We start from the raw sequence: 23,802 nt of genomic DNA, 5'->3' as shown, positions 1-23,802 counted from the left end.
AGGGACGTCTATCGGCGATTTCCGGCGGACCTCGGGCGGCGCCCGGGCAGCGGGCCCACGCCCCCGGCAGCGGCTCTGCACGTATGGCTGGCCGGTCTCCCTGCGGCCGGCCCCGGTAAGTCCGCCGATCCGGCCCCCGCGGTCGAACCGGATGGCTGATCGGGGGCTCCGCGATCGGCGTTCTCGGCCTGGCGCCCGGGGTGCATTCGCCGGCCGTGCTTGACGCCACAGGCGCCGCCGCGATATTCGCATTCGCGCACGGAGGGCCGGATGGCCGCGGGCCGGAAGGTCCGAGGAAAGTCCGGACTCCACAAGGCAAAGGTGCCGGGTAACGCCCGGCGGGGGCAACCCCAGGGAAAGCGCCACAGAAAACAGTCCGCCCCGCGGACCGGAGGTTCGCCGAAGGATCATCCGCCGGGGTCAGGGTGAAACGGTGCGGTAAGAGCGCACCGCGGGACGGGCAACCGGACCGGCACGGCAAGCCCCACCTGGAGCAATGCCGAATAGGGACCTCGCGCGGGCGACCGCAGGGCCGTCTTGGCCCGGAGGTCCGGGTTGGCAGCTTGAGGCGCCGGGGCGATCCGGCGTCCAGAGGAATGGTCATCGAACCGGGGGCGACCCCGGGGAACAGAATCCGGCTTACAGGCCCTCCGTGCGATTTGCCTGCATCACGAGAAAAGTCTGGCCGTCCGGCGGGGCGTGGTGTTCCATTGCCGCGAGCACTCGGGAGGGGCCTGATGACCGATTACCTCGAGAACCCGTATCGCGGCACGGGTCTGCTGTCCGGGGCGCCACGGCCCCGGTCCGACCCCGCGCCGGTGGCCCGGCTGCTGGCGCACTGCCCGCGCCATGCCGCCACGCCGATGGAGGACTCACCCGATCTCGCCCGGGCCTTCGGCGTGGGCCGTCTGTCCGTCAAGGACGAGCGGGGGCGCATGGGGCTGGGCAGTTTCAAGGCGCTCGGGGCGGCGCATGTCATCGCGCGCGATGCCGCCGGCTTTGCCGCGGGTCAGGCGGACGGAACCACGCTCACCGGGCGGGCCTATGTCGCTGCGAGTGCCGGCAACCATGGCCTTTCGGTCGCGGCGGGGGCCGCGGTCTTCGGGGCCACCGCCGTGATCTATCTTGCCGAAACGGTGCCGGAGGCGTTCGCAGACCGGCTGCGCCACAAGGGGGCGACCGTGGTCCGTGCCGGGGCGGATTACCAGCAGAGCATGGACGCAGCCGCCGAGCGCGCCGAGGCCGAGGGCTGGACGCTTTTGTCCGACAGTTCCTGGGACGGCTACCTTGATCCCGCCATCGGTGTCATGGAGGGATATCTTCAACTCGCCGCCGAGGCCGTCGCGCAGTTGGACGCCGCGCCCACCCATATCCTGCTCCAGGCCGGCGTTGGCGGACTGGCGGCGGCGGCGGCCCGTCATTTCCGCAGGGCCTGGGGGGACGCTCCGCAGATCATTGTGGTGGAACCGGACAGGGCGCCCGCCCTGATCGAAAGCATACGGGAGGGGGCGCTCGTCACGGCGAAAGGTCCGGAGACGAACATGGGTAGGCTCGACTGCAAGACGCCGTCGCTGGTTGCGCTCGCCGGGTTGTCCGAGGATGCGGACGGCTTCGTCACGATCTCGGACGCGCAGGCCGAGACGGGCGTGGGGCTCCTGCGGCGGCACGGGCTGGCCAGCACGCCCTCGGGCGCGGCGGGGGCCGCGGCCCTGATCGGCGGATTGCCGGGGATCGGGACGGACGCGCATGTGCTCATCATCCTGAGCGAGGGGCCGGAGGATGCCTGACGGGGCGCCGACCTTTTCCGCGGCCGAGTACGAGCGCCGCTGGCGGGCGATCCAGTCGGAGATGGCTATGCGCGGGCAGGACGCGATCCTGCTGACCTCGGCGGCGGATGTCTTCTACGTGACGGGGTTTCTGACCCGCTTCTGGGAAAGCCCGGCCCGGCCGTGGTTCGTGATCCTGCCTTCGGCAGGCGCGCCGTTGGCCGTCATTCCGGACATCGGGCGGGATCTGATGCAAGGGTGCCAGGTCGGCGAGATCCGGAGTTGGCCGGCGCCGCGTCCGGGCGACGACGGCGTCAGCCTGCTGGCCGATACGCTGTCGGACCTGCTGCCCGAGACCGGCACGATCGGTCTGCCGATGGGGCCGGAGACCAGCCTGCGCATGCCCCTGGCCGACTATCTCGTGTTGACGCGGGCGCTCGCGCCGCGGCGGTTCGTCGATGCCACCGACACGGTGCAGCGTGTTCGCGAAATAAAGTCCGACGTCGAGATCGACGCGATCCGCGCGACCTGCCGGTGCGCCGACGCGGCTTTCGACAGGGTGCCGGAGATCGTCGTCGGGGCGGGCCGTCTGGACGAGGTATTCCGACGGTTCCAGATCGCACTGCTCGAGGAGGGGGCGGACTGGGTGTCCTACGTGGCCGGGGGCGCCGGGCCGGGCGGCTACGGGAACGTCATCGCCCCGGCCGAGGCAGCGCCGCTGCGGGACGGCGATCTGCTGATGCTGGACACGGGTGCGGTGAAGGACGGTTATTTCTGCGACTTCGACCGGAACTATGCCATCGGTCGGGCCGACGACGACCTGCGGCGGGTCTACGATGGCCTCTACCGGGCGACGGAGGCCGCGCTATCCGCGTTGAGGCCCGGGATGACCGCCCGCGACGCGCACGAGCTGTTGACCGCGGGGCTCCGGCGCGCCGGCCTCGTTTCGGCCGGCGGGCGGCTGGGACACGGGCTGGGGGTGACGCTGACGGAATGGCCCTCGTTCACGTCGCTGGACGAAACGCCGCTGCGCGAGAACATGGTCCTGACGCTCGAGCCGGGCGCGGTCGTGTCCGAGGGGCGGATCATGGTGCATGAAGAGGACGTCGTGCTGCGCGCCGGCGGGCCGGAACTGCTGTCCCGCCGCGCGCCGCCGGAACTTCCGGTGATACGGCGATGAGCGGGCCGGCCTACGATCTCGATCCGGTGGTGGCCGCGCGTCTCGGCCTGATCGTGCTGCAGGCGGACGAGACGGTCGAACGGGATTTCCGGCGCCTCTTCCATCCCGATGTGCCGCTGCATGTCAGCCGCATCCCCTCGGGGGCCGATCTCACCGCCGAGACCATCGCCCGGATGGAGCTGGACCTGCCCCGCGCCGCCGCGCTTTTTCCCAGCGGCGCGCAATTCGACACGGTCGGCTATGCCTGCACGTCGGGCACCACGCTGATCGGGCCGGACCGTGTCGCCGAGCTGGTGCGCGAGGGGTGCGCGGCGACCCATGTGACCAACCCGCTGTCGGCCGCCTTCGAGGCGCTGGCCCATGTGGGGGCGTCACGGATCGCCCTCGTTTCGCCCTACAACGCGCAGATCGCGGGCGCGCTGGCGCGCACCTTCGAGCGCGTCGGTGTGGCCGTTCCCGCGGCGATCAGCTTCGGCGAAGAGGTCGAGGCGAACGTGGCCCGCATCACGCCCGGTTCGATCGCCGAGGCCGCGCGCTCCCTTGCCGGGGCCGGCAACGTCGACGCGGTCTTCCTGTCCTGCACCAACCTCCGCACGCTCGACATCATCGCCCCGCTGGAACGTGAACTGGGCCGGCCCGTCATCAGCAGCAACCTGGCGCTGGCCTGGGCCATGGCGGCGCGATCCGGGACCGCTATCGCGCTCGACGGGTTCCGCCTGTTGCGGGGCGGTGCGGGTTAGAACCGCCGCTGGCGTGCGTCGATCCGTCAAAACGGGCGGATTTCGCGCGGCAGGGTGTTGACTCGCAAAAGCGTATCGGTAATACGCGGGCTTCATGAGATTTCGCGGGCGCGCAGCGCGTCCGGTGCAGGAGAGACGAAAATGGCGAAGCCGACGACCATCAAGATCCGTCTGAACTCGACCGCGGGCACGGGCCATTTCTACGTGACCAAGAAGAACGCGCGCACCATGACCGAAAAGATGACCGTACGTAAGTACGACCCGGTGGCGCGCAAGCATGTCGAGTACAAGGAAGGCAAGATCAAGTAAGATCGAAAACCTACCGATGACATGAAAGCCGCGCCGCAGAGCGCGGCTTTTTCGTTTCGGGCCGCGCCTGTCCCTCAGAAGCCGAGACAGGAGGCCACCATGCCCGAGCTTCACCAGACCCATCCCATTCCCAGCCCCTGCGACACGCCGCGCGACGGCGCGGTCGTGCGGGCCGCCATGCCGGCCGATACCGAAGGCGTCGGTCGTCTGCTGGCCCGGTCCTACCGTGCGCTGCTGGCGCCGGACTATGCGCCGGCGACCCTGAAGGACGCGCTGCCGCTGATCGCCCTGGCGAACCCGAGGCTTCTGAGTTGCGGGACGTATTACGTGCTTGAACGCGACGACCGCATCCTCGCCGCCGGCGGCTGGACCGACAGTTCGCCGCATGGCACGCCCGGACGGCGGGGCGTCGGGCACGTCCGGCACGTCGCCGTCGATCCGGAGGTGGTCAGGCAGGGGCTGGGGGCACGGCTGATGGCCTGCGTTCTCGGCTCGGCGCGCTCGGCCGGCGTGGTCGATCTGCGGTGCCAGAGCACCCTGACCGCCGCGCCCTTCTACGCCTCGCTCGGGTTCGAGGCGCAGGGGCGGATCGACGTCCGGCTGCCGACCGGCGTGCTGTTTCCCGCGATCCAGATGCGCCGGTTCGAAAGCTGAGGGTCGCGCAGGAAAAAGGGCCGGTCGATCCGACCGGCCCCCCGTCAACGGCTGTTGCCTACGTTACTCGCGATTGCCGAGAAGTTGCAGCAGGAACATGAACATGTTGATGAAGTCGAGGTACAGGCGCAGGGCACCCATGATCGCCGACTTGCCCAGCCATTCGCTGTCGCCGTGGTGGGCGTGCTGGACGTATTCGTTCTTGATCGATTGCGTGTCGTAGGCGGTGAGGCCCGCGAAGATCAGCACGCCGATGATGGTTATCGCGAAGTGCAGTGCGCTCGACGCGATGAACAGGTTGATGATCGAGGCCACGATCAGGCCGATCACGCCCATCATCAGGAAGGTGCCCATGCCGGACAGGTCACGCTTGGTCACGTAGCCATAGAGCGAAAGGCCCGCGAAGGCGATCGCCGTGACGAGGAATACCTGCGCGATCGAAAAGCCGGTGAAGGCCACGAAGATCCAGGACAGCGACAGGCCCATCACGGCCGCGAAGGCGTAGAAGAACAGTTGCGCCGCCGCCGCGGACATCCGGTTGATCATCGCGCTGAAGGCGAAGACCATGATCAGCGGTGCGAACATCACGATCCAGCCGAGAATGTTCGGCTGCAGCGTCGCGGGATCGCGGAAGACACTCAGAAGCTCGGGCGAAGAGCCGACGGCCCAGGCCACGAGGAAGGTCAGAACCATGCCCACGGACATCGTGCCGTAGACCTTGTTCATATGTGCGCGCAGACCTTCGTCGATGGCCGCAGAGCGTGTGCCTGCCGCAGCGCGCATAGTGTTGTATTCAGCCATTCAAGCCTCCGATAATGAAACGTCAGCCCCGGATGGGGGTTTCGGTTCCAATATCGGGAAGGCTTGCCGCGTTTTCAAGGCTCTGAATGCGCGTTTCGGGCCGTGGCCTCACTTCAGCCAGTTGGCGGGCACATCCCAGGCCGGGCGGCCGGCCTCGCGGCGGGCGTCGTCACGGGTGAGGCCGATGTCATCCAGCGCGCGCGGGTCGAGATCGGCCAGCGCCTGCCGGGACCGGGCGAGGGCCAGAAGCGAGAACGTCGTGCCGATGAGAGAGAAGGAGCGGCCGAGACCGAGGGAGGCGGAGCGGGACAGGGTCGACATGGGAGAAACCTTTCAGATCGATGGGGTGGATCACCTGCTTGCATGATTCATGTTGCGATATATGCTCTTTCGTGATGATAATGGGAAATGAATGTTTCTGACGGTATTCATCACGGAGTATGATGGATGAGAAATCTCGATGTCACCGCCCTGCGCAGCTTCGTTGCCGTGGCGGATCATGGTGGCGTGACGCGTGCGGCCGGGGTCATGAACTTCACCCAGTCCGCCGTCTCGATGCAGTTGAAGCGGCTCGAGGAAATGCTGGGCGTCAACCTGCTGGACCGGACCACCAGGCGGATCGCCCTGACCGCCGAGGGCGAGCAGCTGTTGGGATATGCCCGGCGCATCGTCGATCTGAACGACGAGGCCATGTCGCGGCTGACCAGCGACGTGTTCGAGGGCGAGATCGTGATCGGCGTGCCGCACGACATCGTCTACCCGGTGATTCCGCGCGTCCTCAAACGTTTCAACGCCGAATTTCCCCGGATGAAGGTGCAGCTCATTTCCGCATATACCTCCAAGCTCAAGGCGGATTTCGCCAAGGGCACGGTGGACGTGATCATGACCACCGAGGCGGTTCCCGAATCCGAGGCCGAGGTGCTGGACGAACGGCCGCTGTGCTGGATCGGCGCGCCGGGCGGCACGGCCTGGCGGCAGCGGCCGCTGCGGTATGCCTCGGCCCGGACATGCATCTTCCGGTCCGAGGCGATCCGTTCGCTGGAACATGCGGGGATCGACTGGGAGAACGCGGTCGAGACCGAACAGGACCGGACGGTCGAGGCGACGATCTCGGCGGATCTGGCCATCGGGGCGATGCTCGAGGGCACGGTTCCCGCGCAGCTGGAACAGATCGCCCATGGCGGCGAGATGCCGGAACTGGGGATGCAGAAGATCTGCATGTACTCGCAGGACCGGGGGTCGGGCCAGGTCGTCGATCGTCTGACAGCGATGCTGCGGGCGGCCTTCACCGGAGGAGAGGCGCTGCCGCAGAGCAGCTATCACGTCATGGAGCGGGCGGCATCGTGATCACCACCTTGCCGGTGGACGCGCGGGAGCGGAGCAGCTCCAGCCCCTCGGCCGCGCGCTCGAGCGGCAGGGTGTGGCTGATGTGGGGCCTGATTCGGCCCTGCGCCGCCCAATCGAACAGCGTGGCGAGGCTGTCGGTGATGACCTCGGGCCGGAACCTGAGGTATCCGCCCCAGTAGAAGCCCAGCACATCGACGTTCTTGACCAGCAGGTGATTTGCCGGGATCTGGGGAACGTCGCCCGAGGCATGGCCGATGACGAGGATCCGCCCCTCGGGTTTCATGGCGCGGAAAGCGGCGCGGAAAAGATCGCCTCCGACGGCGTCGTAGACCACGTCCGCGCCGCCGAGGGCCTTGATTTGGTCTCGGATGTCCGACGATCGGGCGTCGATCAGATGATCGGCCCCGGCTTGGCGGGCGATCTCCAGTTTGGCCTCGCCACGGGCGATCGCCACCACCCTGGCGCCCATCAGGTGCCCCAGTTCGACCGCCGTCAGCCCGACTCCGCCGGCCGCGCCCAGCACGACGAGGGTCTCGCCCCGCCGAAGCCGCGCCTTGTGATCGAGCGCGACATGGCTCGTGCCATAGGCGACGGGCAGGGCCGCGGCGGTGGCAAAGTCGATCTGATCGGGCAGAACCACGGCCCTGTCGGCCGGAAAGAGGCCGTAATCTGCCAGGCCGCCCCGCCCGCCGAACAACGCGACGCGGCTGCCGGGGGGCGGGCCTTCGGTTCCGGGGCCGAGTGCCTCGACGGTGCCGGCGATCTCCATGCCCAGGACGAAGGGATGCTCGGGCATCTCCTGGTATTTGCCGCGCATCATCAGAAGATCGGCGAAGTTGAGCCCGCAGCAGGCGTTGCGCACCAGGATCTCGCCGGGCCCGGGCCGGGGGACTTCCAGCTCGGTCATGGCGGGGTCGGTATCGGGGGCCGGGACGGTAAAGGCGCGCATGTATTCCTCTCGAATGATTCGGCGCGATCTTACCGACCTGCCCCGAAACCGGGCAATCGAGCCTTTCGTGGCCAATCGTTTGTCCGAGGGGGCATTGTTCACGCTGCGTGGCGCTTGACGTAGATGGCCCTTGCGTCAATATTCACTTCGGTTAGGCAATTTACTTGCGCAAAAGACTGAAAATGGTAACCTTCCGCAACCCTTCAAGGGTTGTGGGGGCGACATATGCAACCTTTGGTGGATTTCATTTAAGCCGTCTGGGCAGAAATTTCTCTCCCCACATTTGTAAGCACGAGGAGGTTCGCGATGACGCACCCTGTTGATGTTCATGTCGGAAAACGTATTCGCCATCGTCGATGGCTTGTCGGCATGACCCAGCAGCAGTTGGCAGAGCGCGTCGGCATCAAGTTCCAGCAAATTCAGAAATACGAGACAGGGGCCAACCGCGTCAGCGCCTCGCGGCTCTGGGATATCGCGGACGCCCTTGAGGTATCGGTCAGTTTCTTCTTCGAGGGGTTGAACGAGGAAGACACCAAGGCAAGCAACAAGATTCCGGCCGATATCCTTGGCGACAAGGAAGCGCTGGACCTCGTCCGATCCTACTATGCCATTCCCGAAGCGCAGCGCCGCCGGCTCTTCGAACTGGCCCGGGTTCTGAGCGACGTCGCCTGAAAGCCGCCGGGCTGACGCAGAGCACCGAGACGGAGCAGGGGGCGCGCGGCGCCCTTTTCTATTTCGGCAGGCTGGCCTATCAGGCGATCCGAAAGGATGTGCCATGGACCGCCAGCAGATCATCGCCACCGCACATGAAATGGCCGACGCCGCCCGGGCGGCGATCCTGCCGTTTTTCCGCGTGCCGGGGCTGGAGGCCGAGAACAAGCTGACCGCCGGCTTCGACCCGGTGACCGCGGCGGATCACGCGGCCGAACGCGCCATGCGATCCGTTCTCGCGCGGCGACGGCCGACCGATGCCATCCTCGGCGAGGAATTCGGCGCGCAGGAGGGCACCAGCGGGCTGACCTGGGTGCTCGACCCGATCGACGGCACCCGCGCCTTCATCTCGGGCACGCCGACGTGGGGCGTGCTGATCGCCGTGTCCGACGACAGCGGCCCGGTCTACGGCATGATCGATCAGCCCTATATCGGCGAGAGGTTCGAGGGCGGGTTCGGCCGCGCCAGCCTGACCGGCCCGCACGGCACGATGCCGTTGCGGACCAACCCGGCGGCCCGGCTGGCGGAGGCCAAGCTCTTCACCACCTTCCCCGAGGTCGGGACGGAACAGGACCGCCTGGGCTTTCGTGCCGTGGCCGAACGGGCGCGCCTCGTCCGGTACGGGATGGACTGCTACGGCTATGCCCTCGTCGCGCTCGGACAGGCCGACCTGGTGATCGAGGCCGGCCTGAACGCCTACGACATCCAGGGGCCGATGGCGGTGATCGCCGCCGCCGGAGGCATCGTCACCGACTGGAGCGGCGGCGCCGCGCATCATGGCGGCCGGGCCGTCGCGGCGGCCAACGAAGAGCTTCACGCCGAGGCCCTGGAGCTGCTGAACCCCTACGCCTGAGGTCCGCCAATGCCCGAACTTCTCATCCGCCGCGCCGGTCACATGCTGACGATGGACGACGACCGGAGAGAGTTGCGCCGCGCCGACGTCCTGATCCGCGACGGCGTGATCGCGGAGATCGGCGAGGGTCTGTCGACGACCGGCGAGGTCATCGCCGCCCAGGGCTGCGTGGTCACGCCGGGGCTGGTGAACACGCATCACCACCTTTACCAGACCCTGACGCGGGCGGTGCCGGGGGGGCAGGATGCGCTGCTCTTCGGCTGGCTCCGGACGCTCTATCCGATCTGGTCGCGCTTCGGCCCCGAAGAGATGCGCATCTCGGCCCTCGCGGGTCTGGCCGAGCTGGCACTGTCGGGCTGCAGCCTGTCCTCGGATCACCTCTATCTCTACCCCAACGGCGCGCGTCTGGACGACACGATCGAGGCGGCACAGGAAATCGGTTTGCGGTTTCATCCGACCCGCGGCGCCATGAGCATCGGCGAAAGCGCGGGCGGCCTGCCACCCGATGCGCTGGTCGAACGGGAAGAGGCGATTCTCGACGACTGCATCCGGGTGATCGACGCCTTCCACGACCCCTCGGCCGGGTCGATGATCCGGGTCGGCGTCGCCCCCTGTTCGCCCTTTTCCGTCAGCCGTGGCCTGATGCGCGACGCGGCGCTGCTGGCGCGGGACAAGGGCGTTATGATGCACACACACCTGGCCGAAAACGACGAGGACGTCGCCTATTCCCTGTCGCAGTTCGGGTGCCGGCCGGGCCGGTATGCCGAGGACCTCGGCTGGACGGGTCCGGACGTATGGCACGCGCATTGCGTCAAGCTCGACGGCGCGGAGATCGCGCTGTTCGCCCAAAGCCGGACCGGGGTGGCGCATTGCCCCTGTTCCAACTGCCGGCTCGGCTCGGGGATCGCCCCGGTCCGGTCGATGCGGGACGCCGGGGTGCCCGTGGGGCTGGGGGTCGATGGCTCGGCCTCGAACGACGCGGCGAACCTGGTGCTGGAGGCGCGACAGGCGATGCTGCTTCAGCGCGTCGGGAACGGCGCGGATGCGATGAGCGCGCGCGAGGCGCTGGAGCTTGCGACGCGGGGCGGCGCAGAGGTCCTCGGGCGGCCGGATTGCGGCCGGATCGAGGTGGGGGCCCGCGGCGACATCGCCATCTGGGACGTCTCGGGCATCGAAAGCGCGGGATCCTGGGATCCGGCGGCCCTTTTGCTGGCCGGACCGGTGAAGGCGCGCGACCTGCTGGTCGAGGGGCGCCAGGTGGTGCGCGACGGTCAGCTGGTCACGGTCGACCTGCCGCTGGTCGTGGAACAGGCGAACCGGCTGGCGCGGCGGCTGGCGGTCTGACCCGGGCGGGCATCACCCGGCCACCTTGCCGCCGATCCAGGTCGCGCGAACCGCACGGTCGTCGCCCATCATGATGGTCGCGAAGACTTCTTCCCAGGCGTCATCCGCCCGCTCCGCCCTCTGCTGGATGGCCGGGGTCGACCCGAGGTCGAGAACAACGAGATCGGCCTCCATCCCCGTGCGGATCGACCCGATCCGGTCGTCCATCCGAAGGGCCTGAGCCGAGCCCCGGGTGGCCAGCCAGAGCAGCTGGGCCGCATGGAGCGGCGTGCCCCGCAGCTGCCCGATCTCATAGGCCGCGGCCATGGTGCGCAGCATCGAGAAGGACGAGCCGCCGCCGGTATCCGTGGCAAGGCCGATGCGCTGCCCCTCGTCCGCAAGCCCGGCCATGTCGAACAGGCCCGAGCCGATGAAGGTGTTCGAGGTCGGGCAATGCACCAGCGCGGCGCCGGTTTCCTTCAGCCTGTCGCGCTCTCTGGCTTCCAGATGGATCGCATGACCGTAAAGGCCGTTCGGCCCGAGCAGGCCATGGCTTTCGTAGGTGTCGAGATAGTCGCGTGCCGAAGGATAGAGCGACTTGACCCAGTCAATTTCGTCCGTCTGCTCGGACAGATGCGTCTGCATCAGGCAGTCGGGATGTTCGGCCCAGAGGGCGCCCAGGGCCGACAGCTGATCGGGCGTGGAGGTCGGGGAAAAGCGGGGCGTGAGGGCATAGGACAACCGATCGCGCCCGTGCCATTTCTCCAGCAGGGCCTTGCTGTCGTCATAGGCGGATTGAGCGGTGTCCTTCAGTCCTTCCGGGGCGTTGCGGTCCATGCAGGTCTTGCCCGCCACGAGGCGCTGCCCCCGCGACTGCGCCTCGGACATGATCGCATCGACCGAGGCGGGATGGATCGTGCAGAAGGTGCAGATGGTCGTCGTGCCGTTCGCGGCCGTCAGGTCGAGGTAGCGCGCGGCGATTTCAGCGGCATAGTCGGCATCGCCAAAGCGCATCTCCTCGGGGAAGGTGTAGCTGTTCAGCCAGTCGATCAGGCGCTTGCCCCAGGAGGCGATGATCGCGGTCTGGGGATAGTGGGCGTGGGCATCGACGAAACCGGGGCAGATGAGATCGCGCCCGTAGGCGATTTCCGTGGCCGTCGGCCAGTCGCGCCGCAAGTCTCCGGCCGGCCCGGCGGCCGCGATCCGGCCCCGCTCCAGCACGACGCCCCAGTCATCCTCGATCCGCAGCGCCTCCTCTGCCGGCTCCCGGAAAGGATCGGACAGTGTGTTCAGGACTCGTCCCGTAAGAAGGGTGGGGTCGGGCATCGCAATCTCCGGTTCCGCGGTGCAGCGTACAGCGGCAGCAGGCCTCCGTAAACGGTCCTCCAAATGCCGCTCCGGCATTGTTTTCGCCGCGGATTGTCCTCTATGAAAAACACGGCGGTAGGAGCACGGCATGAACGAAGAGCCCGAAGAGGTCCTCGAAGCGGAACGTCCCGAAGAAGACAGCTATACGCTCGACCGTCGGACGATCACTGCGATCCTCTACGCGGTCGATACCGAGAACCGGGAGCAGTTGGTCGAGCTGATGGAGCCGCTGCACGCGGCCGATATCGCCGACCTTCTGGAGCAGATCAACGCCTACGATCGCGGACGGCTCGTCCGGCTCTACGACAAGGAGTTCGACGGCGACATCCTGTCCGAACTCGACGAGTCGCTGCGGCAGGAAATCATCGCGATCCTCAACCCGGACGTGCTGGCCGACGCGGTGCGCGACCTCGATTCGGACGATGTCGTCGACCTTGTGGAATATCTGGAAGGGCCGCAGCAGGAGGCGATTCTCGGCGCGCTCGAGGACAGCGACCGTGTCGCGGTGCAGCAGGCGCTTTCCTATCCCGAGGAATCGGCCGGCCGTCTGATGCAGCGCGAGGTCGTGGCGGTGCCCGAGTTCTGGAACGTCGGTCAGGCCATCGACTACATGCGCGAGAGGGAGGATCTGCCCGACCAGTTCTACCACGTCATCCTGACGGACCCGCGGTTCAAACCGGTCGGGCACGTGACGCTGGGCAGCCTCATGGCCAGCCCGCGCAGGACGCGGCTGAACGAGATCACGGAACCCAGTTTCCGGACCTTCAACGGCGCGGTGGACGAGGGCGACGTGGCCTACGCCTTTAACCAGTACCACCTGATCTCGGCGCCGGTGGTCGATGACGACGAGCGTCTGGTGGGCGTCATCACGATCGACGACGCGATGATCGTCCTCGACCAGGAGCATGACGAGGACATGCTGCGCCTCGCCGGGGTGAGCGAGGAAAGCACGCTGAGCGACCGGGTGATCGACACGACGCGGCGCCGGTTTCCCTGGCTCGCCGTGAACCTGGTGACGGCGATCCTGGCCTCGCTGGTGATCGCCCAGTTCGAAGAGACGATCGCCCAGTTCGTGGCGCTGGCAGTTCTGATGCCGATCGTCGCCTCGATGGGGGGCAACGCGGGGACACAGTCGCTGACCGTTGCCGTGCGCTCGATCGCGACGAAGGACCTGACCGGCGCGAACGTCTGGCGCGTGATCGGCCGGGAATGCGCCGTGGGCCTCGTGAACGGCGTCATCTTTGCGGTGGTCATGGGGATCGTCGGGCTGATCTGGTTCGGCACGCCCATGCTGGGCGTGGTGATCGCCGCGGCGATGGTCATCAACCTGGTGATCGCTGGGTTCGCGGGCACCGTGATCCCCGTGGCGCTCGACCGGATCGGGGTCGATCCGGCGCTGGCCTCGGGCGCCTTCGTGACCACCGTGACCGACATCGTCGGTTTCTTCGCCTTCCTCGGCCTCGCCGGGGTGATGCTGCTATGAGCATCGAGGCCGAAAAGGCGGCGGCCCGTCTCGCCGCCTTCGCCCGTCGCAAGGCGGCGCACGCGCTTGGCGGCGGCCGCGCCAGCGGCGTGCTGTCCGAAGTGCTCGCCGGGTATCGCGGCGCTCCGGTTTCCGGTTATCTGCCGATCCGGACCGAAATCGATCCGCTGCCGGCGATGTCCGAGGCGGCGGCGCACGGGCCTGTCGGAGTGCCCATCATCGTGCAAAAGGACGCGCCGCTTCTCTTCGCCGAGTGGGAGCCGGAGGCGGAGCTGGTCGAGGGGCCGTTCGGCGCGCGGATTCCCTCCGTGCAGCGCCCCATGGTGCCGCAGATCGTGATCGTCCCGCTGGTGGCGTTCGACCGGGCCGGCGGGCGCCTGGGGTATGGCGGCGGCTTCTACGACCGCACGCTCGAACGGTTGCGGGCCGAAGGGCCGGTGATGGCGCTCGGCTTCGCCTATGCGGCGCAGGAGACCGACGCGCTGCCCATCGAGCCGACGGATCAGCCGCTGGACATGATCGTGACGGAAAAGGGCGTGATCGAGTTCGGCGGGTAGCGGCCATGGACGGACCCGGCAAGCTGGGGTAAGAGGCGCGGCGACCCAGGCGAGGAGATCCGACATGTCCGCCCATGGCACCCCGATCCCGATGATGGCGGAACCTGCCGGACCGCTGACCGGCACCGCCGATGTGCCGGGCGACAAGTCGATCTCGCACCGGTCCCTGATCCTTGGCGCCCTCTCGGTCGGAGAAACCCGGATTTCCGGCCTGCTGGAAGGTCAGGACGTTCTGGACACGGCGAAGGCGATGCGCGCCTTCGGGGCCGAGATCACGGATCTGGGCGGCGGCGAATGGCGCGTCCACGGCGTCGGGGTCGGCGGTTTCGCCGAGCCCGAGACCGTCATCGATTGCGGCAACTCGGGCACCGGCGTGCGGCTGATCATGGGCGCCATGGCGACTTCGCCGGTCACCGCGACCTTCAGCGGGGACGCCAGCCTGAACAGGCGGCCCATGGCGCGGGTGACCGATCCGCTGGCGCTCTTCGGGGCGCAGGCGGTCGGGCGCGAGGGCGGGCGGTTGCCGATGACCATCATCGGCGCGCGCGACCCGGTGCCGGTCCGCTACGAGGTGCCGGTGCCCTCGGCGCAGGTGAAGTCGGCCGTCCTTCTGGCCGGCCTGAACGCGCCGGGCCGGACCGTGGTGATCGAGCGCGAGCCGACCCGCGACCATACCGAGCGGATGCTGGCGGGGTTCGGCGCCGAGATCACGACCGAAGTCACGGACGAGGGGCGGATCATCACCCTGACCGGTCAGCCCGAGCTGGAAGGGCAGACGATCACCGTGCCCCGCGACCCGTCCTCGGCGGCCTTTCCGGTCTGCGCGGCGCTGATCGTGCCGGGGTCGGACGTGCTGGTGCCCAACATCGGGCTCAACCCTACCCGCGCCGGACTGTTCGAGACCCTACGCGAGATGGGGGCCGACCTGAGCTACGAGAACCCGCGCGAGGAGGGGGGAGAGCCGGTGGCGGACCTGCGGGCCCGCTATTCGCCCGGGATGAAGGGCATCGCCGTGCCGCCTGAACGCGCGGCATCGATGATCGACGAATATCCGGTCCTGTCGGTGGTCGCCGCCTTCGCGGAGGGCCGGACGGAGATGCGCGGCGTCCGCGAGCTCCGGGTCAAGGAATCCGACCGGATCGACGCGATGGCCGTGGGGCTGCGGGCGAACGGGATCGAGGTGGAAGAGGGCGAGGACTGGTGGATCGTCACCGGCTGCGGCGCCGGCGGCGTGGCGGGCGGCGCGACCGTGGCCACGCATCTCGACCACCGGATCGCCATGTCGTTCCTGTGTCTCGGCATGGCGGCGCAATCGCCCGTGCATCTGGACGATGGCCAGCCGATCGCGACCTCGTTCCCGGTCTTCGAGCCGCTTATGACGGCGCTCGGGGCGCGGATCGTCCGGACCGAGCGGCCGTAGCCGCCGCACCTCGCCCAAGGCTGGTCATCGACCGGGAAGAATGGCATCAAGGGCGTCCCATCAATTCCGAGGCCGGGATGAGACTCACCATTGCGATAGACGGACCCGCGGCGGCCGGCAAGGGCACCCTCTCGCGTGCGCTGGCGGCGGCCTTTGGCCTGGCGCATCTCGACACCGGGCTGATCTACCGGGCGACGGGACGGCGGACGCTCGACGGCACCGCGGCGATCGAGGCGGCGCGGACACTGACCGCGACGGATCTCGAGGCCGCCGACCTTCGCACGCCCGAGGTGGCGCGCGCGGCCAGCGTGGTCGCCGCCATCCCCGAGGTGCGGGCGGCGCTGGTGGACTTTCAGCGGGCCTTCGCCCGCCGCCAGGGCGGCGCGGTGCTGGACGGGCGCGACATCGGCACGATCATCTGCCCCGATGCGGAGGTGAAGTTCTTCGTGACCGCGTCGGATGCCGTCCGCGCCGAGCGGCGCTACCGCGAGTTGGTCGCGACCGGCCACGATGTGACGCGCGAGGCCGTGCTGGCCGATCTGCGCGAGCGGGACGCCCGGGACAGCGCCCGCGCCTCGGCGCCGATGAAGCCGGCCGAGGATGCGGTGACGCTCGATACGTCGGGCATGGATATCGGCGCAGCGGTGGCGGCGGCGGTCCAGATGGTAACCGAGAAGACCGGTCGCCATCCGGTCACATGATCCGCTGAAATTCCGACAATCCGAGCGAAGTCATTGTTGCGTCAGGCAGGTTCCATTATCCTGCCATTGTTCCCGGAGAAGGTGGCCGAAAGAGCCGGAACCCGGTGCGGGCAGCAAGGGCAGATGCCATGGAACAGGCCGAGCAACTCCAGCCAGCGGGCGAACACCGCGTCGTTCTGGTGTGCGACCTCGACCGCACGCTGATCCGGACCGAGATCCTTGACGAAACCTTCTGGGCCGCGCTCGCAGCGGGCTGGTCGGCGCCGCTGGCGGCGGCGCGCGCGCTGCTGCGGGGGCGGGCGGCGCTCAAGCGCGAACTGGCCCGGCGCGGCGCGGTGGATGTGGTCACGCTGCCCTATCGGCCCGAGATCGTGGCGCGTCTGCGCGAATGGCGCACCCGAGGCGGGCGCACCGCGCTCGTGACCTCGGCGGATCAGGCCGTGGCCGATCAGGTGGCCGATCACCTCGGCGTGTTCGACGAGGCGCATGGTTCGGACGGGCGGCGGAACCTGCGGTCGCAGACCAAGGCGGATTTCCTGATCGACCGTTTCGGACGGGGCGGGTTCGACTATATCGGCAGCGTTGCGAGCGATGCGCCGATCTGGGCCGCCGCCGACAGGGCGGTGACGATCGGTCTGGACCGATCCGGCCGGGATCAGGCGCCGCAGGGGGCCGAACATCTGCAGGCCGAGCCGCAGGATACCCCGGGGGCCATGGTGGCGGCGCTACGTCCGCATCAGTGGCTCAAGAACCTTCTGATTTTTCTGCCGCTGCTGGCGGCGCACCGGACTGATGCGGGCGCACTGGGCCAGGCCGTGGTGGCATTCCTGGCCTTCAGCCTCGTCGCGTCGAGCGTCTATGTCCTGAACGATCTTCTCGATCTTCCCTCGGACCGGGCGCATCCGCGCAAGCGCGTGCGGCCCTTCGCCTCGGGCCGGCTGGCGCTGCGGAACGGGCTGTGGATGGCGCCGGGGCTGATGGCGGCCGGGCTTCTGCTCGGCCTGTCGTTGGGGCCCACGTTTCTGGCCATTCTCGCGGTGTATCTCGGGCTGACCTCGGCCTATTCGATGCGCCTGAAGCGGGTGCCGGTGGTGGATATCTGCACGCTGGCCGGGCTTTATACGCTGCGCATCGCGGCCGGGGCGGCGGCGACCGGAATCCCGCTATCGGTCTGGCTGATGGCCTTCTCGATGTTCTTCTTCTTCTCGCTCGCCGCGGTCAAACGGCAGGCGGAGCTTGTCGATTCCGTGTCGGCGGGGCGGGCGCTGAACACACGGCGGGGCTATCAGGCCGAGGATCTTCCGCTGGTTGCCATGATGGCGGTCGGCTCCGGCTATGTCTCGGTCCTCGTGATGGCGCTCTACGTCAGTTCGCCCGATGTCACGGCGCTCTATACCGCCCCCGAGATCCTGTTCGGCATCTGTGCCGTGCTGCTTTTCTGGATCAGCCGCATCGTCCTGATCACGCATCGCGGCCGCATGCACGATGATCCGGTGGTTTTCGCGGCGCGCGATCCGGTCAGCCTGGGGGCCTTCGGCGCGGTCTGCCTGCTGGTCGTGCTGGGGGCGCGGGTGTGAGCCTCTCCGGCCTCGTCCTGCGGTACGCGGCTTTCGCGGTGATCGCCACGATCGTCAACCTTGCCGTGCAGCGCGGCGTCCTGGGCATGGCCTTCGGCCTGCCGGAGGCGCTGGTCGCGGGGACGGGGGCGGGGCTGGTGGTCAAGTATCTTCTCGACAAGGCGTGGATCTTCGGGGACCGCAGCCGGGGCCTTGCGGCACATGGCAAGCGGTTCACGCTCTACACGCTGATGGGTGGTGCGACGACGATGATCTTCTGGGGGACCGAAACGATCGCCTGGCTCGCCTGGCAGACCGAAGCCGCGCGCGAGGCCGGGGCCGTGCTGGGGCTGAGCATCGGCTATCTCGTCAAGTACCGGCTGGACCGGCGCTTCGTCTTCGCCGACCCGGTGGCGGCGTGATGGCCGATCTGTCCGGGTGGGGCCGGTATCCGCGGGTCGAGGGCAGGCTGCTTCGGCCACGCGGCGCGGCAGAGGTGCGGGCGGCTCTTGCCGAAGGTCCCGTCATCGCGCGGGGCAACGGCCGCAGCTATGGCGACAGCGCGGCGCAGCCCGCCGGCACGCTGGACATGCGTGGCATGGCGCACATGCTGGATTTCGACGGTCGGACCGGTGTGCTGACGGCCGAGGCCGGTGTCATGCTCGAGGACGTGATCGCGACCTTCCTGCCCCGGGGCTGGTTTCCCGCCGTCACGCCGGGGACGAAGCTTGTCACGCTTGGCGGGATGATCGCCGCGGATGTGCATGGCAAGAACCATCGCCGCGACGGGTCCTTCGGGCGGCATGTCGATTGGGTCGAGGTGCTGGGGCCGGATGGCGTTGTCCGGCGGGCTTCTTGCTCGGAAAACTCCGAGCTTTTCGGCCGGACGCTGGGCGGGATGGGTCTGACGGGCGTCATCCTGCGCTGCGCGATCCGGCTGATGCGCGTCGAAAGCGGCTGGATCCGCCAGGACATGCGGGTGGCGCCGGATCTCGACGCCGCAATGGAGATTTTCGAAACGGCCGAGAGCCGGTATGCCGTGGCGTGGTTCGACTGCCTGGGGCAGGGGGCCGATCTGGGTCGCTCGCTGGTGATGCTTGGCGACCATGCGGATGTGGCGGACCTGCCGGCGGCGCGGCGGGCCGCACCTTTCGTCACGCCCCGCCGCCGTCGCAAGCGCGTTCCCGTCGATGCCCCGGCGATCGCCCTGAACCGTCATACGCTGCGGGCGTTCAACAGCCTCTATTTCCGCGTGAACGCCCGCAAGGCGGGCCCTTCGCTGGTGGACTGGGACAGCTATTTCTACCCGCTCGATGCTATTCTCGACTGGAACCGGATCTACGGACGGCGGGGATTTGCGCAATATCAGGTGGTCCTGCCTCTGGAGGCTTCCCGCGGGGGGCTGGCGGCATTGCTCCGGACCATCGCAACCTCGGGCCGCGGCTCGTTTCTGGCGGTTCTGAAGCGACTGGGTCCGCAGGAAAGCGCGTTTTCCTTCCCGATGGAGGGCTACACCCTGGCGCTGGACTTCCCGGTCGATCCGGCGGTTCTCTCCCTGCTCGACAGGCTGGACGACATCACGCTCGCCCATGGCGGGCGGCACTATCTTGCCAAGGACAGCCGTCTCTCGCGTGAGGCGCTGCGGAAGGCCGATCCGCGCGCGGCGGCCTTTGCGGCGCACCGGAGAGAGGCGGGGCTGGCAGGCAGGTTCGCTTCCGCACAATCGGAAAGGCTCGGACTGTGACGCAGAAGGTGACCATCCTTGGGGCGCGCTCGGACATCGCGATGGCCTGCGCCCACGCGTTCGGGCAGGCGGGTCATGCGCTGACGCTGGCGGCGCGGGACGTCGGGACGCTGGGGGACGCGGCGCGGGACCTGGAGATACGGTACGGCGGCACGGTCGCGCTGCGGGAGTTCGATGCGCTCGCCATCGACGACCACGCGGCCTTCGCTGCCGATGACGTCCTGCCCGACGTGGTGATCTGTGCCGTGGGTCTGCTGGGCGATCAGAAAGCCGACGAAGCCGATTCGGCCGCCACGCGCGACGTGCTGCGTGCGAATTTCGAAGGGCCGGCGATCCTGCTCAATGCCTACGCCGCCCTGATGGAGGCGCGCGGGTCCGGCACCATTGTTGGCATATCCTCGGTCGCCGGAGACCGGGGGCGGGCGACGAATTACATCTACGGGTCCGCCAAGGCGGGGTTCACCGCCTTCCTGTCGGGTTTGCGCAACCGGCTGGCGCGCAAAGGGGTCCACGTGGTCACGGTGAAACCCGGTTTCGTGGCGACCCGGATGACGCAACATCTCGACCTTCCCGGGGCGCTCACGGCGGAACCGGCGGAAGTCGGCCATGCCGTTCTGAAGGCCGTTGTAAAGGGGCGGGATGTGATCTACGTGCGAGCCGTCTGGCGGATCATCATGGGACTCATTCGCAACATTCCGGAACGCGTCTTCAAGAAACTCTCGATCTGATGCCGCTTCCGGGCGCATCATCGAAGCGAGGAGACGACGCCCGGACGGGACAAACAAGAACGTCGACCGAGCAGGTAAGAAATGGCAGATCAGAACACAGCCACCCACACCGTCAATGACCGCCCCGTATCACCCGGCCCGACCCCTCCGGCCCCGGACTGGCGACAGCTTGATTTCGCTGTCGACTGTCTGTGCCTGAGGTCCGGATCGGTGCCGGTTCCCAAGTCGGACTGAGGCCGACGGGGGTCCAACGGGGGGCCGGGATGGCCCCGATCCGCGCTGGCGGTTAGCGATCACATTTCGTGTAACACGTTGATAGAAAACCCGGTTCTCTGTCTGGAAACGGTGTGTGCGGAATTCCTTACTCAGCGGCAAGCCGGAACTGGTGTACCCTCAAGGCGTTGATATTCAATACAACGCCATTGAGGAGGATATTTTATGACCTTCATGTTTGATGCTTCCCGCACCAGGAACGAGAGTGCCACGGACGCCGACGACCGCAAGGCGGCGGCAGAGGAGAAGTGGCGCAGCTTCGATTTCGGCATGGATTGCCTGATTCCGGCCGAAGACTATGCCCTGCCGAAGGATTTCGACCGAACGACGCGGGACTGAGGGACCGGCCGGCGGTGACGCGGGGCCAGCCGGCCTCGCGAAACAGGCGTTCAGATCGGCGCAAATCGGGGCGGCAGAGCGCACGCGTTCCGTGCCGCCGATGACATCGATAATGCCTTTTCAAGCTTGATTTGTTGGCCTGACGGGGGTATTTGCCCTCCGTCGACAAGGCGCAAAGCCGCAAAGAGGGAGCGAGCAGGGTCGGAAAAGCACCGGCCCTTTCTCATTTGCGGCGGCTCGAATGACCAACCCCAAGACCGGCGGAGACAACCGCACGGCCAGCATAAACCCAGTAAAGGAAACCGAAAGCCACATGGCTCAGAACACATCCATGGAGGAATTCGAAGCCCTCCTGAACGAAAGCTTCGAAATGGACACGCCCCAAGAGGGGTCGGTCGTCAAAGGCAAGGTCATCGCGATCGAAGCGGGACAAGCCATCGTCGACGTCGGCTACAAGATGGAAGGCCGCGTCGATCTCAAGGAATTCGCAAATCCCGGAGAGACCCCCGAGATCACCGTCGGTGACGAGGTCGAGGTCTATCTGCGCGCCGCCGAGAACGCCCGGGGCGAAGCCGTCGTCTCGCGCGAGATGGCCCGCCGCGAGGAAGCCTGGGACCGTCTGGAAAAAGCCTATGCCGACGACGCCCGCGTCGAGGGCGCGATCTTCGGCCGGGTCAAGGGCGGCTTCACCGTCGATCTCGGCGGTGCCGTGGCCTTCCTGCCCGGCTCGCAGGTCGATGTGCGCCCGGTGCGCGACGCCGGCCCGCTGATGGGACTGAAGCAGCCCTTCCAGATCCTCAAGATGGACCGCCGCCGCGGCAATATCGTGGTCTCGCGCCGCGCCATCCTGGAAGAGAGCCGTGCCGAACAGCGTGCCGAAGTCATCGCCAACCTCGAAGAGGGGCAGGCGGTTGACGGCGTGGTCAAGAACATCACCGAATACGGCGCCTTCGTCGATCTCGGCGGTGTCGACGGCCTGCTGCACGTCACCGACATGGCCTGGCGCCGGGTCAACCACCCCTCCGAGATCCTGTCGATCGGCGAGACCGTCAAGGTCCAGGTCATCAAGATCAACAAGGAAACGCACCGCATCAGCCTCGGCATGAAGCAGCTGCAGGAAGATCCGTGGGATCTGGTGGCCGCCAAGTACCCGCTCAGCTCGGTGCATCAGGGCCGCGTGACCAACATCACCGACTACGGCGCATTCGTCGAACTCGAGCCGGGCGTCGAAGGGCTGGTCCACGTCTCCGAGATGTCCTGGACCAAGAAGAACGTGCATCCCGGCAAGATCGTCTCCACCTCTCAGGAGGTCGAGGTCATGGTGCTGGAGATCGACGGTGCCAAGCGCCGCGTGTCCCTCGGTCTCAAGCAGACCCAGCGGAACCCGTGGGAAGTGTTTGCCGAAACGCATCCCGAGGGCACCGTTGTCGAGGGCGAGGTCAAGAACATCACCGAGTTCGGTCTGTTCGTTGGGCTCGACGGCGACATCGACGGCATGGTCCACCTCTCCGACCTCAGCTGGGACGAGCGGGGCGAGGATGCCATCCAGAGCTACCGCAAGGGCGACATGGTCCAGGCGGTTGTGTCCGAAGTCGACACCGAGAAAGAGCGCATCTCGCTCTCGATCAAGAACGTTGGCGGGGACAAGTTCGCCGAAGCCGTCGGCGGCGTGAAGCGCGGCTCGATCATCACGGTCGAAGTGACCGCGATCGAGGACGGCGGCATCGAGGTGGAATACGAAGGCATGAAATCCTTCATCCGCCGCTCGGATCTGTCGCGCGACCGTTCCGAACAGCGCCCCGAGCGGTTCTCGGTCGGCGACAAGGTCGATGTCCGCGTCACCAATGTGGACAGCAAGTCCCGCCGCCTCGGTCTTTCGATCAAGGCGCGCGAGATCGCGGAAGAAAAGGAAGCCGTGGAACAGTACGGTTCCTCCGACTCCGGCGCATCGCTTGGCGACATCCTCGGCGCGGCTCTCAAGAGCAACGAGTGATCCCGGCGACGCTGTCGCACTGATCTTTGGGAAGGCGGTCCGCTTGGGGCCGCCTTTCTCTTTTCCGGGGGTCCTCTCGCCCTTCGCGCCCGAACCAAGGGGGAAACATCCCTGCGCCGAGGCGGAGTTCACCCTCCGAATCGTGGGGATACGCCGCAGCGCAGCGTCTTGTCGAATGACCCGGACGGGCTGCCGGCAGGCGCCCAGATACGCCTCATCTCGCCGCAAAACCCCGATTTTCCATGAAAATTCCTGCCGATGCCGCCGAGGACTCTGTTTCGACCCATCACGAAACCTCCTATAGTCGTGATCAGTCTGATTGCCGAACATTCCGACTCTGGGGAGAAGCCGCCAATGATCCGTTCTGAACTCATTCAGAAAATCGCCGACGAAAACCCGCATCTCTATCAGCGGGACGTCGAAAAGATCGTGAACGTCATCTTCGACGAGATCATCGAGGCGATGGCGCGGGGCGACCGGGTCGAACTGCGCGGTTTCGGCGCCTTTTCGGTAAAGAAAAGGGATGCGAGAACGGGACGGAACCCACGGACCGGCGAAGCGGTTGAAGTAGAAGAAAAGCACGTGCCCTTTTTCAAGACCGGAAAGCTGCTGCGCGATCGTCTAAACGGACAGGCCTGACATGAAATACATCCGCTACCTGTTTCTCGCCTGCCTCGGCCTTACCCTGATCGCCGTGGCTCTGGCGAACCGCAACATCGTCGAGCTGCAGCTGCTGCCCGAGGGGCTGGCGCGCATCGTCGGCCTCAACCCCTCGACGTCGCTTCCCCTCTTCGTGATCATCTTCTTCGGCGTCGTTGCCGGTCTGCTGATCGGTTTCGTCTGGGAATGGCTGCGCGAGCACAAGCATCGGGCGGAAGTGAACCGGAAGGCGAAAGAGGTCGGCAAACTCGAGCGCGAGGTCAGGAAGCTCAAGGGCGAAAAGCACCAGGGCAAGGACGAGGTCCTGGCCCTTCTGGACTGACCGGCCGACAAGGCGTAGGTCAGCT

At 67.3% G+C, this 23,802-nt stretch carries 25 protein-coding genes and 1 other RNA gene; 22 read left to right on the top strand and 4 right to left on the bottom strand.

The annotated features are described in order from the left end of the window. Window positions 1-258: 258 nt before the first annotated feature. From rnpB to OB2597_RS13935, 6 genes are all read left to right on the top strand, one after another. An RNA gene (gene rnpB, locus OB2597_RS21100) (RNase P RNA component class A) lies at window positions 259-658 on the top strand. Window positions 659-737: 79 nt separating this feature from the next. Continuing rightward, window positions 738-1,787 (top strand): pyridoxal-phosphate dependent enzyme, encoded by a 1,050-nt coding sequence (locus OB2597_RS13955; RefSeq protein WP_009806235.1) that lies wholly within the window; start codon window positions 738-740, stop codon window positions 1,785-1,787. Further along, window positions 1,780-2,946 (top strand): M24 family metallopeptidase, encoded by a 1,167-nt coding sequence (locus tag OB2597_RS13950; protein WP_009806234.1) that lies wholly within the window; start codon window positions 1,780-1,782, stop codon window positions 2,944-2,946. Before OB2597_RS13955 ends, OB2597_RS13950 begins: the two co-directional genes overlap by 8 nt. Next, window positions 2,943-3,686 (top strand): maleate cis-trans isomerase family protein, encoded by a 744-nt coding sequence (locus tag OB2597_RS13945; RefSeq protein ID WP_009806233.1) that lies wholly within the window; start codon window positions 2,943-2,945, stop codon window positions 3,684-3,686. Before OB2597_RS13950 ends, OB2597_RS13945 begins: the two co-directional genes overlap by 4 nt. Window positions 3,687-3,827: 141 nt before the next feature. Continuing rightward, entirely contained in the window at window positions 3,828-3,995 is a 168-nt protein-coding gene (gene rpmG / locus OB2597_RS13940) for a 50S ribosomal protein L33 (protein ID WP_005630270.1), read from the top strand. Between the two features lie 99 nt (window positions 3,996-4,094). Beyond that, window positions 4,095-4,649, top strand: a complete 555-nt coding sequence (locus tag OB2597_RS13935; RefSeq protein ID WP_009806232.1) for a GNAT family N-acetyltransferase — start codon at window positions 4,095-4,097, stop codon at window positions 4,647-4,649. A 63-nt stretch (window positions 4,650-4,712) separates the two neighbouring features. On the opposite strand, the gene OB2597_RS13930 is transcribed toward OB2597_RS13935, so the two are convergent. Both OB2597_RS13930 and OB2597_RS13925 read right to left on the bottom strand, forming a co-directional pair. Then, window positions 4,713-5,450 (bottom strand): Bax inhibitor-1/YccA family protein, encoded by a 738-nt coding sequence (locus OB2597_RS13930; protein WP_040609352.1) that lies wholly within the window; start codon window positions 5,448-5,450, stop codon window positions 4,713-4,715. Between the two features lie 108 nt (window positions 5,451-5,558). Beyond that, window positions 5,559-5,771 carry a DUF1127 domain-containing protein gene (locus tag OB2597_RS13925; RefSeq protein WP_009806230.1) on the bottom strand — a complete coding sequence of 71 codons (213 nt, stop codon included), beginning with the start codon at window positions 5,769-5,771 and terminating at the stop codon, window positions 5,559-5,561. Window positions 5,772-5,897: 126 nt separating this feature from the next. Between OB2597_RS13925 and OB2597_RS13920 the strand changes: the two genes are divergently transcribed. Next, entirely contained in the window at window positions 5,898-6,797 is a 900-nt protein-coding gene (locus tag OB2597_RS13920) for a LysR family transcriptional regulator (RefSeq protein ID WP_009806229.1), read from the top strand. On the opposite strand, the gene OB2597_RS13915 is transcribed toward OB2597_RS13920, so the two are convergent. After that, window positions 6,775-7,746 (bottom strand): NADPH:quinone oxidoreductase family protein, encoded by a 972-nt coding sequence (locus tag OB2597_RS13915; protein WP_009806228.1) that lies wholly within the window; start codon window positions 7,744-7,746, stop codon window positions 6,775-6,777. The genes OB2597_RS13920 and OB2597_RS13915 overlap by 23 nt on opposite strands. Before the next feature lie 306 nt (window positions 7,747-8,052). On the opposite strand from OB2597_RS13915, the gene OB2597_RS13910 reads away from it, so the two are divergent. The 3 genes from OB2597_RS13910 (at window position 8,053) to OB2597_RS13900 (ending at window position 10,654) form a co-directional block, all read left to right on the top strand. Next, entirely contained in the window at window positions 8,053-8,418 is a 366-nt protein-coding gene (locus tag OB2597_RS13910) for a helix-turn-helix domain-containing protein (protein ID WP_040609350.1), read from the top strand. A 103-nt stretch (window positions 8,419-8,521) separates the two neighbouring features. Next, on the top strand, window positions 8,522-9,310 hold the full coding sequence (locus OB2597_RS13905; protein ID WP_009806226.1) for an inositol monophosphatase family protein: 789 nt from the start codon (window positions 8,522-8,524) through the stop codon (window positions 9,308-9,310). 9 nt (window positions 9,311-9,319) lie between these two features. Beyond that, window positions 9,320-10,654, top strand: coding sequence for an 8-oxoguanine deaminase (locus OB2597_RS13900; protein ID WP_009806225.1), 1,335 nt, complete (start codon window positions 9,320-9,322; stop codon window positions 10,652-10,654). Between the two features lie 12 nt (window positions 10,655-10,666). Here OB2597_RS13900 and guaD read toward each other — a convergent pair whose 3' ends face one another. Then, window positions 10,667-11,959, bottom strand: a complete 1,293-nt coding sequence (gene guaD, locus OB2597_RS13895; RefSeq protein WP_009806224.1) for a guanine deaminase — start codon at window positions 11,957-11,959, stop codon at window positions 10,667-10,669. A 130-nt stretch (window positions 11,960-12,089) separates the two neighbouring features. On the opposite strand from guaD, the gene mgtE reads away from it, so the two are divergent. From mgtE to OB2597_RS13840, 12 genes are all read left to right on the top strand, one after another. Beyond that, on the top strand, window positions 12,090-13,484 hold the full coding sequence (gene mgtE / locus OB2597_RS13890) for a magnesium transporter (protein ID WP_009806223.1): 1,395 nt from the start codon (window positions 12,090-12,092) through the stop codon (window positions 13,482-13,484). After that, a complete protein-coding gene (locus OB2597_RS13885; RefSeq protein ID WP_009806222.1) occupies window positions 13,481-14,041 on the top strand; it encodes a 5-formyltetrahydrofolate cyclo-ligase in 561 nt (186 codons plus the stop codon). Before mgtE ends, OB2597_RS13885 begins: the two co-directional genes overlap by 4 nt. Before the next feature lie 64 nt (window positions 14,042-14,105). Beyond that, window positions 14,106-15,461, top strand: coding sequence for a 3-phosphoshikimate 1-carboxyvinyltransferase (gene aroA, locus OB2597_RS13880; protein ID WP_009806221.1), 1,356 nt, complete (start codon window positions 14,106-14,108; stop codon window positions 15,459-15,461). A gap of 77 nt (window positions 15,462-15,538) precedes the next feature. Continuing rightward, window positions 15,539-16,162, top strand: a complete 624-nt coding sequence (locus OB2597_RS13875; RefSeq protein ID WP_009806220.1) for a (d)CMP kinase — start codon at window positions 15,539-15,541, stop codon at window positions 16,160-16,162. Between the two features lie 128 nt (window positions 16,163-16,290). Beyond that, window positions 16,291-17,739: a UbiA family prenyltransferase gene (locus tag OB2597_RS13870; protein ID WP_009806219.1), complete on the top strand. Its 1,449-nt coding sequence runs from the start codon at window positions 16,291-16,293 to the stop codon at window positions 17,737-17,739. After that, a complete protein-coding gene (locus tag OB2597_RS13865; protein WP_009806218.1) occupies window positions 17,736-18,140 on the top strand; it encodes a GtrA family protein in 405 nt (134 codons plus the stop codon). The genes OB2597_RS13870 and OB2597_RS13865 overlap by 4 nt, the downstream gene beginning before the upstream one ends. Further along, on the top strand, window positions 18,140-19,462 hold the full coding sequence (locus tag OB2597_RS13860; protein ID WP_009806217.1) for an FAD-binding oxidoreductase: 1,323 nt from the start codon (window positions 18,140-18,142) through the stop codon (window positions 19,460-19,462). Before OB2597_RS13865 ends, OB2597_RS13860 begins: the two co-directional genes overlap by 1 nt. After that, on the top strand, window positions 19,459-20,190 hold the full coding sequence (locus tag OB2597_RS13855) for an SDR family oxidoreductase (RefSeq protein ID WP_009806216.1): 732 nt from the start codon (window positions 19,459-19,461) through the stop codon (window positions 20,188-20,190). Before OB2597_RS13860 ends, OB2597_RS13855 begins: the two co-directional genes overlap by 4 nt. A gap of 438 nt (window positions 20,191-20,628) precedes the next feature. After that, a complete protein-coding gene (locus tag OB2597_RS22100) occupies window positions 20,629-20,802 on the top strand; it encodes a hypothetical protein (protein ID WP_009806215.1) in 174 nt (57 codons plus the stop codon). A 241-nt stretch (window positions 20,803-21,043) separates the two neighbouring features. Beyond that, the gene (gene rpsA, locus OB2597_RS13850; RefSeq protein WP_274377789.1) at window positions 21,044-22,795 is read left to right on the top strand and encodes a 30S ribosomal protein S1; all 1,752 of its coding nucleotides are present in this window, start codon (window positions 21,044-21,046) and stop codon (window positions 22,793-22,795) included. Window positions 22,796-23,149: 354 nt separating this feature from the next. Then, a complete protein-coding gene (gene ihfB, locus OB2597_RS13845) occupies window positions 23,150-23,434 on the top strand; it encodes an integration host factor subunit beta (RefSeq protein WP_009806213.1) in 285 nt (94 codons plus the stop codon). A gap of 1 nt (window position 23,435) precedes the next feature. Beyond that, window positions 23,436-23,777, top strand: a complete 342-nt coding sequence (locus tag OB2597_RS13840; RefSeq protein WP_009806212.1) for a lipopolysaccharide assembly protein LapA domain-containing protein — start codon at window positions 23,436-23,438, stop codon at window positions 23,775-23,777. The last annotated feature ends 25 nt before the right edge of the window (window positions 23,778-23,802 follow it).

The organism is Pseudooceanicola batsensis HTCC2597 (assembly GCF_000152725.1).
In the GTDB taxonomy this organism is placed as follows: domain Bacteria; phylum Pseudomonadota; class Alphaproteobacteria; order Rhodobacterales; family Rhodobacteraceae; genus Pseudooceanicola; species Pseudooceanicola batsensis.
This window is presented reverse-complemented; position numbering and strand designations above follow the sequence as displayed.